The sequence below is a fragment of the Ruegeria sp. CF5 genome (assembly GCF_056537325.1).
Genome location: NZ_JBQFRI010000001.1, coordinates 492632 through 510535, shown reverse-complemented (window position 1 = coordinate 510535; position 17904 = coordinate 492632). Strand labels below are relative to the sequence as shown.

Below are 17904 nucleotides of genomic sequence, written 5' to 3'. Positions count from 1 at the left end.
TATGCCGCGATCGATGACAGAAACCGACTATCCGCCTTTCCTCGGGCGCGGCTGGCGCTTTGGAACACTGCCCGAGGGTCGTCTGGGCGTCACGCTCGACCGTCGTTGGGGTCGCGTGGAGATGGTTGAGGGCGAGGAAGATGTTGAGCAATCCATCGCCATCATCCTCGGTACGGCCCGTGGCGAGCGTGTGATGCGACCGGATTTCGGATGCGGAATCCATGAGCTTCCGTTCGAGACAATTTCGTCTCCGCTCGTTGCCGAAGTTCGCCGCGTCGTGCGCGAGGCGCTGGTCCGGTTCGAGGCACGTATCGAAGTGCTGCGCGTCGAGGTTCACACAGGGCAGGCCATCAAGGGCAAGCTTGAGATCGAACTCGACTACCGCGTCCGCACGACGAACCAGACCGGGAACTATGTCTATCCCTTCTACTTCAAAGAGGTTTCGTGACCCGTTCGCCCGCATATCCCAAGGTCGATGGCCGCCGCGTCAGTGATTTGCGCTCTGATCTGTTGCGCGACATTGCGGCCCTTGCACCTGATTGGCGGGCGGTCTCGGCAGAGACAGGCGCCGATCGCGCGATCGTTGAAATCGCCGCGAGACTGGCCGAAGAGGCGACGCGCAGGCTCGACCAGACGCCCCAACGAGATGCCCTTGCGTTCCTCGAGCTATTTGATGTCGCGCCACCGCGCCCCTCTGCGGCACGCGGTGTTTCTGTTTTTGCATTGAAAGAAGACAATCCCGGGCCGGTCACCGCTGCCGCCCGAACCGGGCTGGAGATCGCGACCATCTCAGGAGAGGCCGCAAAATTCGAAACAGCCGAAGACATTCTTATACAGCCCACTCGGATCGGCCTGATTGCGACCTCGGATCCTTCAACGGATCGGTTAGAGGTAGCACCTGCCCAGATATCATCCTTCGATCCTGACCTTACGCCCCGGCCAGCTTACCGTCTTGCGACTTCTGCCGGCCCCGGTGCCACGGTTATCTCCATCGAGCCGCCCATAGGCATCCTGCCCGGCGATTTGCTGCGCATCGAAAGGATCGGCGCTGAACCGGTTTTTCTCGAAGTTGAAACATTTTCCGAGGATGGTCTTGCCACGCTTGTGACGCCGGTTGGGGAAACCGGTCTGCCGGTGGCCATGGTTGCCGGTATCGAACGCATGACCCGTCTTGACGCGTTCAGCATGCCTGACCAGCAGGAACATGGCCTTTATATCGGCGATGTAGATCTGTTGAACGTCAATGAACCGGCAACGATCACGCTCCGTTTTGATCCGGCGCCGATTGCTGCGCTTCTTGGCCCGAATTCGGTGGAATTCGAGCTTTGGGGTACGCGCGAAGCCCCCGGTGAGGCCGAGGACGCGCCGCGTTGGCACCGTCTGGTTCCGCTTGCAGGTGGCGCCGGACAGGACATTCGGTTGTATAAATCCTGGGTTGGCCCAGCCGATGAACTGGACCTTGGCGAAAAGAAAGCCCGTTTCATCCGTGTCCGTCCCAAGGACCCGATAGTTCCAACCGATGGTGAGCACCCGTTGACAGGCCGGGATGCGATGTTGGAGACAGTTCAACTGGGCATCAAGACCGAGCAGCCAGCGGATGCGTCAGGGGAAACCGTTGCGCAAATTGCCTACAACGGAACGCCTTTGCCGCTGACAACGGCCTTTCTTCCGTTTGGCGCGGAACCGCGCCGCTTTGATACGTTTGCTCTGGCGGCGCCCGAGGCATTCACCAAGCCGGGTGCAACGGCGACGCTGTCGTTCCACCTGACGGATGCGACTCTTGCGTCGGTTTCCGCGGCCTTCCGGTTTGATGGTGAGCGTCACGCCTATGGTGTCGGGTTCAACGGTCGCCTTCAGGCGCTGATTCTGACTGGTGAACGGACGGTCTGGCGCGATCTCGGCGGTCCACCGACCGAAGATGGTTCCAGCGATATGCTGCCGTTGGAGCCGAATGCAGGCGCGGTTGCATATGGCCGATCCATCGCCGGTGCGGGCGATGACGAGGCCAGCGATATTGTCGTCACTGCAAGCACGTCAGGCCGTGTGTTCACCGGCCGTATTCGTATCCAGCGCGACGCGCAGGCAAGTGCCGAGGATTCTGCCGCACTGGAACAATGGTACGAGATGCCCGGATTGCCGGACGGCTTCCGAGCCGAGGAGGGCACTCTGGCACTGGCGGTGGCGCCTCAGAAACTGGAAAATTCCGCAGGTTATCGCGGCTTCATTCTCGCGGCAGGGCAGGGTGGTGTTGCCTTCGTCCGCAATCGCTATGCAGGGTATGCGTTTACCAATTCCAACTGGCAGGCGGTGCCGCTACCACCGGACCTGACTGTGCCGGACCGGCCGGTCCTGCAGTTGATTGATGGTTCGGTGACCGATGACGAAGCACTGTATCTGACGGTTGACGCCGCAAGAAATGTTTGGGTTCTGACGATCAATCTTGATGGGACCAATCCCGTCTGGAACCCGCTTGAGGATGCGATTGGCGATCGGGTCATCTTGCCGGTTAATGCCCGGCCCACGGGGTTCTTTACAGGCGGCGCTGCCGGGCATTTGCTGTTAGGTTATCCGGCGGATGACACGCTTGATATCTGGGAATTCGATCGCGCCACAGGGTTTGGATATGTCGACGATTTCCAGTCTGCAAATGCCCAAGGCACTACCGCCACGACCCGCCTGCGCATCGTGCCGGGCCTTGAGACGGGTCTGGTCGCACCTCATGTGATCGGGTATCGCAACGGCCCCGGACCCGGAGAAGTCTTTGAATGGGCACCAACAAGGGACGTGTTTGCCCGTCACGTGCCAACCCCCGACATGGCACTTGATGATCCGCCATTGCATTCGGTATGCGCGATTTTCCCGCCCACCTCCGATGATCCGCGCGCGCGTGTCGTCTTCCCGGCGCAGGATCAGCGGTTCGCAAGCCTTCATGTAAACCCGTCCGTTCAGGTAACAGATCTGGAACATTGGGTGGCGGTTCCTGCCGCGTCGGGCGCTGGTTTGACCGATGTTTTGGTTGGTTTTTCGGATGCCAATACCGGTGACGCGCTTGTCGCACCCGGACTTGAACGCGGAAAGAACGAAGCCGGGGAAGAGGTTTATGCCTTTGGCGGAAACGCGGATTGGGATCCTCCACTGGACCTGTATCGCGCTGGGCCAACAATCGACGTGGAATACGAGGGCGCTTCACCCAATTCCGGTGAGTTAACCGGCGATACCGGAACTGCGCCGGCCGCTCTGATCGGGCGGACGATACTTGTGCGCACCAGTCAGGCCGATCAGAATTTCGAGCTGTTTACCGTGGCCGCCACCAACGACGATGACGTGTTGACCGTCAATGACGCCGACAGACTGGATGACCTGCTTGGGAACCCCGCCGACGGTGACATCGAAACCGCCGTCTGGGCCGTGGTTGAACAGGTTGGCACTGTCGCCGGGGCCCAGAGCAGCGAAAACGACAATACGCTGGCCGAGCTTGGCAATGCGACTTTCCCCGACGCCATCGCTGCGGGACATTTCTCCGAACCGGGACTTGCTGACAGCCCGCTGTTGACCGACACCACCGGTTCCGAACATGCGATCCTGCCGGACTGGGGCGGTAACGTACCACTGCCAAACGAGGTGTTCCTGAAGCTCGTTCCGCAAAATGGCGGCCCTGAGATTCTGACCATCCACTCCTTCTCATCCGAATTCGCGGAACCGGAACTGTCGTGGGAATACTACAACGGTGATGGCTGGAAGTTGCTGGATCAGGGCTTTCTGGACACCACTTCGGATTTCCAGCGCAGCGGCAGGGTACAGTTCACCGTACCGCGTGATCTATCGCTAACTGAGATCGGTGGGCAAGAAGACTATTGGGTCCGCGCTCGTCTTGTCGCCGGAGACTATGGTCAGCCGGAATACAAGGTTCAGATCAGTAACGGTGGCAATACCCAGACGGTTGAGATCGACACGTCCAAGCTGCATCCGCCCCAGGTTGCCAGCGTCACGGCTGCTTTCGATCTGCCGGTTGGCGCGTTACCCCAGTTTGTCGTTGCCCGGAACAATCTGCGCGATCTGGACCAGAGTTCTGCAAACAGCCTGAAGGGGGCTGAATATGCGATGTTCGAGGGTGCCTTTGCCGAACCGTTAGGCGCAGACGGAAGTCGCGCTATTTTTCTCGGCCTCACCCGTCCTCTCGAACCCGGTTCGGCAAGTCTTTTCGTGGCCGCATTGGACAATCCGGCCAAGGGAGAACTGGTTCTAGAAACTCTTGGGCCTGACAACACGTGGGCACCGGCGCCGTTGGCCGAAGAGGACCCGACATTTGGGTTGCATCGCACCGGATTGATCCGATTCACAGTGACTGAGCGCCCGGCGCAGGTGTTTCTGTTCGGCAAGGTCCTGCATTGGTTGCGGCTGAGGGTTCGGGAACTTACCGATTGGCAGCCGCAAATCACCGGCATTTGGCTGAACGGTGTACGGGTGGTGCAGGCGGAAACTGTCCGGCAGGAACTGCTTGCCTCATCAGCGGGTGAGCCGGACCTGCAACTGACGCTGTTGAAGCCGCCGGTGTTGGCCAACTCGCTTGAATTGCGCATTCGTGAACGCATCGGTGCCGAAGAAATAGAAAAACTGAACGCCGAAGGCGATCAGAGAGGCCCGATCCAGGTCCTCATCGATCCCCCTAATCTGCCGGGGAAATGGGTACTGTGGCGGCAGGTCGACAGCCTACAGAACCAGTCCGCAGATGCGCGGGTCTATTTGTTGAATCCGGATGGGCGACTGCGTTTCGGAAATGGCCGCAATGGTCGCATCGCTCCTGCGGGACGCGATAATATTCGCGCCTTCGTCTATCAAAGTGGCGGGCAGCGGGTAGAAACCCAAGCATTTGCAGATACCCGGCTGACCGGTTCCGTTGAAGGGCTGGAAGAGACGCTTACGCCTTCGCCCATCGCCGGAGGTACACATCCGCCGACCGAGCCGGAACTGGTTGCCCGCATGCCGGAAGCTCTGCGTAACGCCGGGTCCGCCCTGTCACTTGCTGATCTTGAGGCGCAGGCCCGTGATGCCGACAGTGAAATCGTTCAGGTTCGCGCTTTTGCTCCCGATACGGATGGTGGCAGTGTGCGTCTTGCGGTCCTTGCCCGGTCGGAAAGCCGGATTCCGGTTTATTCGCTTGCCCAGCGGGAAAATCTGAAACGCGTACTAGCTGCAAAAATGAGCGATGCCTGGGGCACGGTCTGTCTGGATGTGCAGTCGGCTGTTTTCGTGCCGGTCAAGGTCACGGTGCGTCTCCATTCACGACCGGGTGGGCTTGCGGCGCTGGAAACGGTGGCGTCCGCACAGTTGCGAACCTTCCTACACGCTGTATGGGGCGGCCCGGGCCTGAGCGGCTGGCCCCCGGGGCGCGCGCTTTGGCCCACCGACATTCGCCGGGCCTTGTCCGCTATCGATTCACTTGACCGGATCGAATCCGTTGAAATTGAAATGCCCGGAGACCGCGCGCTGGGCGAGATTGCCGCAAATGAGGTCATTACAACCGCAAGCTCTGCGGATATCCGCGTGCTGGTACTGGGGGAGGCTGAAACATGACTTCCTTTGTCCCTGTTCTGGACGACATTGAATTCGATCAATTGGTCGTGGATGGCCGCAGCCAAATTCCGCGCTATGCGCCCGACTGGACCGACCACAACCTGTCTGACCCCGGCATCACTCTGATTGATTTGCTGGCATGGCTGACCGATCAGCAAATCTATCGCATCGGATTTGTCGGAGACAGCCTGCGCGCCGCCTTTACTCGCGTCATGGGCATCGTCCCTCAAGGGCCAGTGGCAGCAGAAATGCTGGTCTGGCCGGAAAGAGGGGGGCCGGTGACCAGCCTGCGTGCCGGAACCCAGCTGCATTCCCCGGATGCAAACGATGCCCGCTTTACCCTGACCCACGATATTCGGACCGTCGAGCCCAGGATCCTCGAAATATACCTCTGGCAGGACGGTGCCCGACGCAAGCTTGGGACGGGGCTGACCGAAGGCCGCGACCCGCTGGACCTGTATCCCTATTCAGGCGGCGGCCCCGCGATGCTGGAAATCGAATTGGAGCACGAAATCACACCGCTTTCCGATGCTGGTCCGGTTTCACTGGGTTTGCAGATGGAAACCGAAGACGGAAACACTGAGTGGGGTGCCGTAACCGTCGAACAACAAGATGATACGGGCGATTTCTGGCACGTTCTGGAGACAGAAGACCTGACCGGCGGTTTGCGCAAAAGTGGCGCCATACTGTTTTATCCGAACACTGCAACCCGGGCACAAAGATTGCGCATTCGTCTTGATAAGGGGTTCCGCCCCGGTCTGGCGCGACTTTCCCGGCTGGCGCTTAACGTTCTGCCCGCCCGAGAAGGCGTGGATGATCCCGGGGGCGTAATCGGAGAGGGCACCGGGCTTCCCGATCAGTTGGTGAAACTGGATACGGATGACATCGTCGATCGCGAAACGCAGCTGACAGTCGTAACAAGTTCAAACGGGACAGAAACCAACTGGACCGCTACCGAAGATTTATCCCTATCCGGTCCGGCGGATGCACATTTCCGCCTTACATCTAATGGTCTGCTTTTTGGGAACGGGCTGAATGGTCGAACAATTCCGCCCGGTTCCCCGATACAACTCAGGCCCGTCCGCCGAACATGCGGTGCTGAAGGGACCGTTGCCGCTGGCCTGCGCTGGTCGATTGCGGGAACTGTATTTGGCACCAATATCACGGCCTCCACCCGTGGTCGCAACCGTGATGATCTGCGCGCGCTTATCGCCCGGGCGCGTTCCGTCAGCCGAGCCCGTAACGGATTATTGTCTGCTGACGAAATTCGCAAAACACTGCTCGCCGCCGGACTTGGGCTGGCCGACGTACAGGTGACGGCGCGCCGCCGCCCGGGGCTTGATGGCAGGGAAACACCCGGGGCGCGGACAGTACTGCTCATCCCGTTGCGCACTCCCGACACTGTGCCGAGGCATCCGTCGCTCCGGCTGCGGCGCCGGGCGGAACGGGCCCTCGCGCCTTTGCGGTTGCTGGGTGAAAGGCTTTATGTTTCGTTTCCGATCTATAGCACAGTCGATATTTCCGTGACCGTGATCGTCGATCCCGCTACGGACGTTCAGGCATTCCGTGCTGAGGCCGAGATGACGCTTCGCGCCCGCTTGTGGGATTGTCGTCGTCACGCCGAAATTGCACCGTGGCAACCCGGTCGGGTTGTGACAGTGGGTGAGATTGAAAGCCTTCTGTCCAGACTGCCCCAAGCCTCGCGCATTGCTGATTGCCGTATCGGTCCCACTGGCCGGACACCCGGCCGCGATGACATTCAGATAGGTGACCGAGGAATTGCTTTGGCCGGTGCTGTCGACATTCACGTTATCCGTGACGGAGCCGATGGTGCCGAAGACATTCCTGTTTGGATTGACATTTCTGCCGAACTCACCGTCCAACCCGGAGCTGACCGTAGCGTGATCAAAGCAGCTGCCGAAGATGCGGTGCGGGGTTGGAGCCAGACCGGTGGCACCTTGTCGACCGAGCCGCTGGCAACCATCCTGTCCGGTATATCCGGCGTTTCGAATGTTCGCGCAATTCAGTTTTCACGCGAAGAAAGCCACCCGACCCAACTCCGCCCGAACGAAATCGCCCGTGCTGGTTCCTTATCGGTGCATGCACGCTATCCGAGTGATTGGGGGGCGACATGACCCATCCGCTCGACAAAGTATATCGCTTCTCTACCCATCAGCACTGGGGTCTGGGGCATGCCGAGAACTTTTTATTCGGCGCTGGCTCAGGCGGCGGGCTGGTGGCCCCGGGCAAGCTGGAAGCGTCAATAATCGCGAAGGGTGACAAAGGCTCGAAAAACGATCCGACAACCATCCGGGCTTTGGCCGCCGATCCCTGTGGCAGCTTGCTGTGGTTGCAGTCAGACGGGGCCGTGTTCACGCTGTATAACGAACAGGCCTTCCAAATAGCATCATTGCCAGCCTCGGACGCGGCCAAATCCAGCCGGCTGATCTGGGGTCAGCAAGTCGGTTGGATCGTGTCAAACGGTGCGATTTTACGTATCGACACCCGGACCGGAGATCGCACTGGGAATTTCACCGCGCAAGACTGGCATGTGGCCGATGCAGTTCAGGACATCTGCGATGGCGCAATCGTCGTTGAGACGCGCGGCGAAAACATGCGTCTTCGCCAGATTCGGCCGGAAGGGCGCAGCCAGGTCCTGACTCAAGTCGAGGGGGATTTCGAACTGCTTGCTGCCTTGCGATGGCAAACCAGCGAGTACGTCAATCTGGTAGTCGCCTCTGAGAACGGCGTGCGGATTGTCGCCCTGGCGCTTGATGGGCACATTCTGACGGACCTGCAATATCCGGGTTATTTCCCGGCAGGGCCCGCGACGTTGGAAGGGCCGGAAAGGGTTGTTCTCGCCCATCGCGGTGGTGGCGTATTCACCATTGCAAGCGGTCTGGCAGAACCGGTTCGCCGGATCACTTCTGCCGACCCGATGTCCGCCTTTTCGGCGCTTTTGTTTGCGAATGGAACATTGTACGCGTCTGCGGGGCGCCGCATTCTGGCGTTGCATGAAGTCCACGGTGCGGCCGAGGCTGAATCTTCCACATACTATTCGCCGGTATTGCGCTCGCCTCTTGGGGATCGATCGGGCTGGTTGCGTGCAGATGTCGAGGCATGGCTTCCACAGGGCGCGCGCGTTCGTATTTCCAGCAAAGTGCTGGCCGATCAAACGGCTGTTGCGGTCTATACCGCCGCGCTCGAATCCGATCCCTCAAGCGATCACGTGACCACTGGCTGGTCGGAAGAAACCGCCAGCACGCATTTCGGCGACGGTAAGGCCAGCGTTCTTCGACATTACCTTGGCCACGAAACCGCCGAACACATCGCGCTGCGCATTGAGCTGTCTACTCCGGCCTGCGCGCCCGCCGCCGGGATTGCCGGTATGCAGGTTTATTACCCCAACCGATCTCTGATCGACAATTTGCCCGCGATCTATCGCAACGGTACGAGTTCCGAGGCGCAATTCCGTCGAATGCTTGCACCATTCCAGGGGCTGGCAGACGAGATTGATGATCGTATTGATGATGGCATCCGTCGTGTCGATCCGGCCCATTCTGATGATTTGTGGACCGGTTTTCTGCTTGGGTGGCTGGGTCATGCAGACTTTTCACGGCTTCCCAGCGGGCTCCGGCAGACATTCCTGCGGGCACTACCGGAAATCCTGCGTTTGCGTGGCACGCTCGCCGGACTTGCGCGTGTGATGCAATGCCTTGTTCCGGAAGGGTTCATTATTGAGGATGGTGGCCTTTCGCCGGACGTTTGGGTGCTCCCCGACTCACGAGATCCTGCAGGTGCGCGTCTGGGAAGGGAAACCGCCGCCGCATATCACCAGCCATTGGCCCTTGCGCTGGGCAATTGCGGCACGCCGCTCGGCGATGCGGTCCTGAAAGAGGCGTGCCTCAGCCTGACAGCACAGGTGTCCTGCAGTGCAATAGTCACAGTTCGGGTGTCAGGTGGTGACGCCGTACACGAGCGTCTTGATCCGTTCACTACACACATTGCCCGTCATTTTGCGCCGGCCAACACCCGTCTGAACTTTGTCTTTGGCGATCACCAACCGCCGCGGTTGCTGGAACGCGCGCATCCCGTGACCGCAGGAACGGATCCCGAGGCACTGTTTACTCTCGACGAAGAAGGTAGTCGCGCGTTGAGCGCGTGGCGGCTGCCATCGGTCGGATCCGCAGCCCATAGCGGCCCGCCAGTTCTGGACGAAGCGCACCTCGATGGAACCCTGGTCCTGGCTTAACGCCCCGGTAAGGAGGAACGATATGAAAGACGAACATGCCCCAAAGGAATGCTGGTCCAGCACTCCGTATTATCGTCCGGGCACACGCCTGACCGCTGAACAATTGAACGCTGCGCAAGAGGATGCGGTGCGTCGCGACCGGTTGGTCAATGTGGCAATGCATGGTGTCGGCGTGGCATACGGGTTCGAAATCAGGACCAATGATGACGGAAGAATGATCGTCGAAGACGGGTGTATCTACGTCAGCTGCGGTCTTGCTTTTGATCGTTATGGCCGGATGCTGTTCTGGCGCGGTGGATATCTGCACGTTCGCGATATTGTCGGCCCATCTCCGCAGTGCGAAGGCAAATACACGCTGGTCGTGCACTATGCCGAACAGGCGGATCGCGACGACTGTTTCGATCCCTGTAGCGAGAGTTCAGGGTGGGTCTGCCGGTGCGTTGCCTTCACGTTGAAACGTGACTGCGAACAGGCGGAGTTTTGCGCTCCGGACATCCCCGAAGACGAATGTATGACCCGACGTGACTGGATCTGCATCCGGAATGGGTTCCAGCAAGGTACGGTGCCGATGGATGAGGTGTTGAAGTACGCCTGCGCTGACCCCGAGCCCATGAAGGAGACGGATTGCGGCCGGGTGGCCTATGATCCGTATTCAGGCATACCGCTGAGTTGCCTGGAGATTTGCGATGTTGATCGCGAAAAGGAGGATTGCCATCCGCGATTTGAATTCTGCCACTGCGGATGTGTCGAAAGCTGCTGCGTCAGGCCCGTCGCATACCGCAATCAGCTGCTCTATGAACTTATCAATCTGGACGATGTTCCGCTTGCCAAGGTCGAAAGCTACAGCTGGTCCAGATGGGAGCTCAAGCGCTGGTCCGACAGTGATCGGATGCCGTTTTCAGCCTTTCGCAGGCTTGTGAAGAACAGCCAGCAACTCAATGTTGCCGGGGGACTTTCCCTGATGTTCGACCGTCCTGTCCAGCGGGATACCCTGCACCCGATGAGTGTCATTCTGGACATCTATATTCTGGAAACCCGCGCCGACTATTGGGAGCCATGGCGTATTCCACTGGAGATTCTGCATCTGGACAAACACGGTCGCATCGTCGGTGACGATTGGGAAGACGAATGTGTCTGGGGCGTGCTCATCAAGCCCGAGGATGCGTGGATTGAATACGAGATCGACGACAAGAAATCGACAATCCTCGATTGCGCCAACCGAGACCGTCTGGCGCGGGTTGAAATCAAGCTGCGCTGCCAGATCATCCGTGACTGCTGCGGGTTGATGCTGGATGCGCGACCCGTGGACATCGATCTCGAAGATCCGGATGGCCGCTGCAAAATCCATTGTGGCCACAGGGCCGGTCAGGATCGCACCGGCGGGGATTTCCTCAGCCTGTTCAGAATTGGCCGCGACAAGGCCGAAGACTGTGACGACGACGAATATCCCGATTCCGAAGAATACGTTCATGGCGACAAGATTCCGGACGGCAGGTCCGAAAAGGAAGGCAACTACGAGCAAAGAGGCGCCTCGGAGCAGGCCAGCTAGGCCCCAGAGTGAAAGGAGTGTAAGATGAACAAGCCATTTTCCGATACGGGCCGGACCTTTCCGATGCCGGCGACCTCGGTCAATTTCACCAACGGTATGATTGTCACTGCGGAAGATTTAAGTGTCGCAATGACTTACCCGGTGATGCTAATGCAGAGCGTGAATCGCGCTGTCTATGGTTGTGGTGTCGCTTGCGGCTTTCCGCTTGAACCGGACCCTGACCTTTGTGGGCGCGAGGAACCATGCGATCCATGCGATGAAAACTCAGAGATGGCGTATCCCAGCTTCACCGTTCAGGTGGGGCGCGGCACTGCAATCGACTGTTCGGGAATGCCTGTGGAACTGTGCAAGCCCGCCAAGATCGACCTTGGTGACCGGTCCTGCGGTTGTGAAGTGAAAGAAGGGAAAGTCTGCATCTACATTCGGCGGGTCAGCGCGCCGCAGGCTGCACGCGGTGACTGTTGTGGTGGTCAAACGGGGGTTGCGCAATGCTCTCGCATGCAGGACCACGTCGAAATCAGGGCTTTCCCATGGGACGAGCCGCCCGATCATGCCTGTATGCATCCAATGGCCGAAGATAACGGTGACTGCGGATGTAACGGCGACGGCAACGACAACGGTGGCCGCGGTCGATCCGAACAGAACTCTGGCTCACTGCGGGAGGCCGCGAGGGACCCAGAGTACCGTTATCCCGAACGCGACGAAATCTGCAAATGCCTGCTGCAATGCGGTGACTGTGATTGCTGCGGAGAAGGATGGATTCTGCTTGGCTGCTTAACCCTCTGCAAAGGAGGCATCGTCTCGGACAGCTTTGAAAACCCGTACAGTCACCGGAAGTGGATCAAAACGATCGAGTGCTTCTGTCGCAAGCGCAAAGTCGAAGAACAAGTGGAGCCCGAATATTACGTCCAGCAAGCCCAATCCGATGCCGAGGTTGAATTCTCCAGCGGCAGATCGCCGGATTATGCGGTTTTATGGGCCGAAGAACCTGAGCCGGGATTTGAAGAGAAGCTTCACGACCTGATAGGCGATTACAAACGCGAAGCGACCTTTGTGGCGGCCGGGGCAACGAATCTCGAGCGGCTTCGCCATTTGCTTGAGGTCCGGCAGGCATATCTTCAGGGCGCTTTCGGCCTCAAGAGCCCGGACGTGTTGCGCAATTATCTGCGGCGTATTGATGAAGACCTGTCAAAGGAGCGTAAGAAATAGTGCAACGCCCTTGGCGCTGCCTGTTCCGCTGTGCGCCTGAAAGGCATAGCTGATGGCCCGTGCGACGACCTCAAGGCGGTCCTCCGGCCGCATCCGACCCCGCCCGCCCGCGGCGACCAGGCCACCAATGCAAAGGTTGCCCGGGTCGGGTCCCGGCGGGCTAAGCGCCGGTCAGGTGGGTCGTGATAGTATTGGTCTGGCGGAACGGGCGCTGACTGCGGTGCCTTCGCTGAACGGTGAACCTGTCTCGACAAGATCGGAACCCGCCGCAGCAAAGCTGAAACCTACGGCACCAACCACGCCCGCTGTCGTACCCGAAGCCGTTACGTCCGAGGCGGCAACCCCTGAACCTGTTACACCCGTACCTGTCGAACCTGCCGCAGTTTCGCCGATTGTCGCGCCAGAACCCGTTGCGCCGGATACTGCCGAGCCATCCGGCACACCTGCCGCCGCTGCGCCAGCTGGAGTTCCGGCCCAAGCCGACGAACCCGAGGCGGGATCTGAAACCGTTGCGGAGACCATGGCTACAGATGCGGGGGGCGAAGCAGGCGGCGCCTCTGGTGCGATGGGCGGTGCCATTCCGCCCAGCGGAGAGGTGGTTGAAGCGCCCGTTCCGGACACACCTGCACCCACAGATGCCACGACGGGTGATCAAGCCGCATCGGATGCGGAAGCGGAAGCACCCGAGCCTGAGCCTGAACCAAGCCCGGCTGAGGCCACGGCCCCTGTCACCGCGGCAGTCTCGCGCCGCGCAAGGGCGTCTTCGGCACACCAACCTGCGCCAGCTGCGGCCTCCAATGCGGTTGCGTCCGGCAACCAGCCGGATGTCACACAGCGCCGGGCGGCCCAACAGCAGGGCGTTGCAGGCGCAGACGGTGCAACCACAGGCGAGGTTGATCAGGACAGCTTCGAAAAGGCTCTGCGTACCGCGATTGAAAACGCGATGCCCAAGCCCAGAAATGAAAGCGAGGCCAAAGATGTAATGAACCATGGTGCTGAGCGCGCAAATCGTGCGCTGGGTGAAACCATGGGTCAACAACAGACGCAGGCAGTTGGCAACCTGCCGGAAGCGGTGGATGAAACCCAACAGCCCAATCCCGGAGATATGCCCGGTGGCGACGTGGTTGAAATCTCTTCTGACGAACCTGGCCAGCCGCCGGCTGCCGTTTCCGCCGCGCCCGTGGTTGCCCCGCCATCCACAGAAGCAGCCATCGATACGTCGGAAAACCGCGAGCGTGTCGATGCACTGGAAGCTGAAAACAACGTAACCCGCGATCAGCTTACAAAGGGCCAGGACCCGCAATTCGAAACCGCGCTTGGTGCGCGCGAAGAAGCTGAAACAAATGACCGCGAAGCGCCGCAGCGGCTGCGCGAAGCCGAGGCCGTGGATCGCGCGAGCACCCGCGACCGTGCCGCTGGCGCCCTTGCTGGTGGTCTGAACGATTTCCACGGCGAACGAGTTGGCCGTCTTGCCAATGTCGCTGGTCAGCAAAGCGCGACCAAAGGGCTGACCGAAGAGCGCAAGCGTCAGATCACCGCCGATATCGAGGCCATCGGCAAAGCCACCCGTGACGGCGTGACGCAAATCCTCAACGACATGGATGCCAAGGTGAACAAGACCTTTGGCGATGCGCTCGATCAGGCGATGAAGCTCTACGATGCCGAGTTCGAGGACGTAAAGGGCGGCTTTGGCACATGGGTCAGCGATGTCTTCTCGGGAACCTCCAGTGAAGAACGGCTGGAAATGGCGTTCCGCGCGGGCCGTTCGGTTTATGACGAGCACATCAGCGGGGCGATCACCGAGGTTGCAGGTATCGTCGAGGATCACCTTCAGCGTGCCCGCGATCGCGTCGCCGAGGGCAGGGCGGAAATCGACCGTTACATGTCCGAAGAAGTTTCGGAAGCCGAAGCGGATTATGCAGAACAGGCGACCGCAACCATCACCGCCGATTTTGACACGCTGGAAGGTGAGATCGACGGCCGCCGCGATGCGTTGGTTAATCGTATGGTCGGAATGTATCGCGAAGGGATCGAGCGGCGAAATGCGCGCGAAGAGCAGCTTCGCGAGGAAAACAAATCCTTCTGGCAACGCGTCTACGATGCGACCGTTGGCGTTATTAAGAAGGTGTTGGAATTCAAGAATATGCTTCTTGGAATCCTTGCCCGTGCCGCGGGCGTGGTTGAAGCGATTATTCAGGACCCGATCGGATTCCTTAAAAACCTCATCGCAGGTATTGGCGCGGGGCTGGAACGTTTTGTTTCTAACATCGGCGAGAACCTGAAAAAGGCGCTGATGGGCTGGCTGTTCGGCGCGCTGGAAGGGGCGGGGATACAGCTTCCGGACACGTTCGATTTCAAGGGGGTTCTCAGCATTATCCTTCAGGTTCTGGGGCTTACCAAGGAAAACATCCGGGCAAGGGCCGTAAGAATTCTTGGGGAAGAAACCGTTCTCAAGATCGAGGCAGCGGTCGATTTCCTCCGCATTCTCTTTACCGAGGGACCTGCCGGTATCTGGCAGATGCTTTTGGAAAAGCTCGGCATGCTGAAGGATGCGATACTCGACGAAATCAAAAGCTGGGTCATCACGCAGGTTATCACGGCGGGCATCAAATGGATCGTGAGCCTTCTGAACCCGGCTTCGGCCTTCGTGAAGGCTTGTCTCATGATCTACGACATTGTCGTTTTCTTTATCGAGCGTGGACGGCAAATCATTTCAGTCGTCAACGCGATAATCGATTCACTTGCCATAATTATCGCAGGCAACATCGGCGCGATGGCAAAAGCCGTGGAAGAGGCACTGAACCGTATCCTGCCTGTCGTCATTTCCTTCCTTGCGGCGCTTCTTGGCCTTGGCGGTATCTCGGACACCATCCGGGGCATTATCGAAAAGATACAGGAGCCGGTGAATAAGGTGATCGACTGGGTCATCAACATGGGTTTGGGGATCGCGCAGAAGATTGCCGGGTTCTTTGGTGGAAAGAACGAAAACGACCGCGTGACGGAAGAAGAGCGCGACACGTCGACGGACGCCGAAGTCAGCGTGACCGACTCGATAACCATGGATGGTCATGGTCATACGCTGATTGCTGAAGTCCGTGGCGGGCAGATGTTCATTGGCATGGCGAGCGCGCGTTTCGACTCGCTGGAAACACTGATTTATGGCGCACGCCGACAGGAACAGAAGGGACAGAACAGGGGAGAGGTCGTCGCCAAGCTGGATGAAGTGCTCGACAAGATTAAAGATCTTCGAGAGGATTGGGCCGCCGCCGCGTACAGCGAGGAAGGTGAAGCGAAGGCCAAGGAGAAGGTGCTGAGCTGGCTCGATCGTATCGGTGTATTCTTGCAGCGGTTCGGAGACGACTACGACATTCCCGACCTGAAAAACCTCGGAAATCCTTCCAGGTTTGTCGAAGGCAACCAATTGAAGGACGAATACCACGGACGGGAACGCGAACTGTTCTATCCAGGCCGGTATTGGGCGAATGTTGAGCAGTGGAAGCAGGACGAGCTGGCCAAGTACCCCGGCAACACATTCAAGGATGCATTGACCGGGAAGATGGAGCCCAAACTAAAAGCGACCGTGGATCACAAGCCGATGGTTTGGGAGCATTGGTCCAAGAAGGGAGGGAATGACATGAAGCAGTCTCAGCGGGCGGTTTATTACCAAGATCTGGCCAACCTGAGTCTCAGTACCCACGCCAACAACAGCAGCGATGGCGCGCGCGCCAGGGCGATGGGGGCAAGCTATGTCAAAACCGTTGGCCCCAACTTCCGCGGACCGGGTGAGGAGGACCTTTGATGGAGGACTATGCGGTTTGGGGCATTCGAAGCGCAGGTGAAGCCGGGGCTGCCATAGACTTGGCTTGTGGTCAGGCAACGAGTCTGCGCCACGCAGATAGGCAATTCGTGTCAGCTGCGCTTGACCTCTTCGACAAAGGTCTGACGCCGGAAAGCTGGACGGTTTCGACAACCCGATCCCTGTTTTATACAGACTATCTCGACTCCGCTGACTGGCGTGATGTCTGGACGCTTGGCTGGACAATAGACGTCAGGCTTGCCTCTGGTGAGGTTTCGGAAAACCGCTTTCTCATGCCCTATGCGTGGCTTGAGCCATCTGGCGGAAAGTGGGGTGGGGAGACTCAGATTGACGAAACGCAGGCGACTGCACTTTTTGTCGCCGGACGCCGCGATCCTTCAGCGCAGCCTACAGTCGGCAAGCTTGTTGATGCATTGGAGGCTAATGGCCTGACGCGAATCGAAAGTCAGCCATTTACGATGAAAAAGCTGGACCAAAGCCGGGTTCCTTTGGTTCGAGTGGCTGTGAATAACGTCGATTTCAGCAAAGATTTGCAACCTTTGAATGACACGGTATCCGAGCTGCAGGACTCCGGTTGGTTCCTGAACTGGCGTGATTTCATTTAGAGAATTCGGTCAGCGGTCTGGTCAGGGTGGAGCAGGAGGAAAGCTGGCGTACTTTACCTAGGGTCAATTTTTCCGCTATCGCTTGTGATTGTTCCGATTTGACGCAACCTGTGGTATAACTGAACTCATTAATGGATTTGTTGATTGAGTGAGAGCCACATGAGAATTCTCGTATTCTCAGGCAATCGCCTGTTTGGTCAATGTCTTTGCCGCGGACTTTCTGAACAGCCCGACGTCGAACATGCCCACGCATGTGATTCCGCTTCTGATATTCCCGCTATGGCTCTGAGCAACGATGCAAGTGCCGTTCTGATAGATCTTGGTGACCCCGAGGGCGAACAGGCCGCCCGCACAATTGCTGCCGCCATTCCCGATACGCCGATACTCGCTCTTTCCGTCGATGACAGCGTCGCGGCTGAGATCATGGATTGTGCCCGTCTCGGCTTTCGCAGCTTTGTGCCCCGCAAGGCATCCATTTCCGATGTGGTCCGCATAATACACGCCGCCGAACGCGGAGAAGTGACGATGCGCCCTTCAGTTGCGGCCTGTTTGATGCAGGCTATCGCGGAAAAGGACGTCGCTGATCCAAACGGTTTGCCGGAATGCCTGACGCGCCGGGAAAAAGAGATCTGTTCGCTTATTTGCGAAGGGCTTACCAACAAGGAAATTGCGCGCGAAATTGGCCGTTCGGTCGGAACAATCAAAAACCACGTCAGCTCGATCCTATCCAAGCTGGATGTGCCTCGCCGCAGCGCAATACATAACTGTCTTGGCCACGATGGTGTTCGCTGACGGGGCGCTTAAGGCGTAGCGGTCAAAGCTTTCTGAAATGCCCAGTGGACCGTTGAAAAAGGTTCCGGACATCAGGGCCATCGACATCTACCAATTTTCTGCATTT

The 17904-nt window shown here is 58.7% G+C and carries 9 protein-coding genes; all 9 read left to right on the top strand.

What is annotated here, in order from left to right; all coding sequences use genetic code 11:
* The first annotated feature begins 1 nt into the window (after nt 1).
* The 9 genes from ACR0NW_RS02360 to ACR0NW_RS02320 all read left to right on the top strand — a co-directional run bounded on the left by ACR0NW_RS02360 (nt 2) and on the right by ACR0NW_RS02320 (nt 17798).
* Entirely contained in the window at nt 2–448 is a 447-nt protein-coding gene (locus ACR0NW_RS02360) for a GPW/gp25 family protein (protein WP_480449054.1), read from the top strand.
* Nucleotides 445–5574, top strand: a complete 5130-nt coding sequence (locus ACR0NW_RS02355; RefSeq protein WP_480449055.1) for a baseplate J/gp47 family protein — start codon at nt 445–447, stop codon at nt 5572–5574. The genes ACR0NW_RS02360 and ACR0NW_RS02355 overlap by 4 nt, the downstream gene beginning before the upstream one ends.
* Nucleotides 5571–7709, top strand: coding sequence for a baseplate J/gp47 family protein (locus tag ACR0NW_RS02350; RefSeq protein ID WP_480449057.1), 2139 nt, complete (start codon nt 5571–5573; stop codon nt 7707–7709). The genes ACR0NW_RS02355 and ACR0NW_RS02350 overlap by 4 nt, the downstream gene beginning before the upstream one ends.
* Nucleotides 7706–9826 (top strand): hypothetical protein, encoded by a 2121-nt coding sequence (locus ACR0NW_RS02345; protein WP_480449058.1) that lies wholly within the window; start codon nt 7706–7708, stop codon nt 9824–9826. The genes ACR0NW_RS02350 and ACR0NW_RS02345 overlap by 4 nt, the downstream gene beginning before the upstream one ends.
* A gap of 22 nt (nt 9827–9848) precedes the next feature.
* A complete protein-coding gene (locus ACR0NW_RS02340) occupies nt 9849–11375 on the top strand; it encodes a hypothetical protein (protein ID WP_480449059.1) in 1527 nt (508 codons plus the stop codon).
* Between the two features lie 24 nt (nt 11376–11399).
* On the top strand, nt 11400–12584 hold the full coding sequence (locus ACR0NW_RS02335; protein ID WP_480449060.1) for a hypothetical protein: 1185 nt from the start codon (nt 11400–11402) through the stop codon (nt 12582–12584).
* Between the two features lie 127 nt (nt 12585–12711).
* On the top strand, nt 12712–16383 hold the full coding sequence (locus ACR0NW_RS02330) for a phage tail protein (protein ID WP_480449061.1): 3672 nt from the start codon (nt 12712–12714) through the stop codon (nt 16381–16383).
* Nucleotides 16383–17006, top strand: coding sequence for a hypothetical protein (locus ACR0NW_RS02325; protein WP_480449062.1), 624 nt, complete (start codon nt 16383–16385; stop codon nt 17004–17006). The genes ACR0NW_RS02330 and ACR0NW_RS02325 overlap by 1 nt, the downstream gene beginning before the upstream one ends.
* Nucleotides 17007–17285: 279 nt before the next feature.
* Complete coding sequence (locus ACR0NW_RS02320; protein ID WP_480449063.1) at nt 17286–17798, top strand: response regulator transcription factor; 513 nt, start codon at nt 17286–17288, stop codon at nt 17796–17798.
* The last annotated feature ends 106 nt before the right edge of the window (nt 17799–17904 follow it).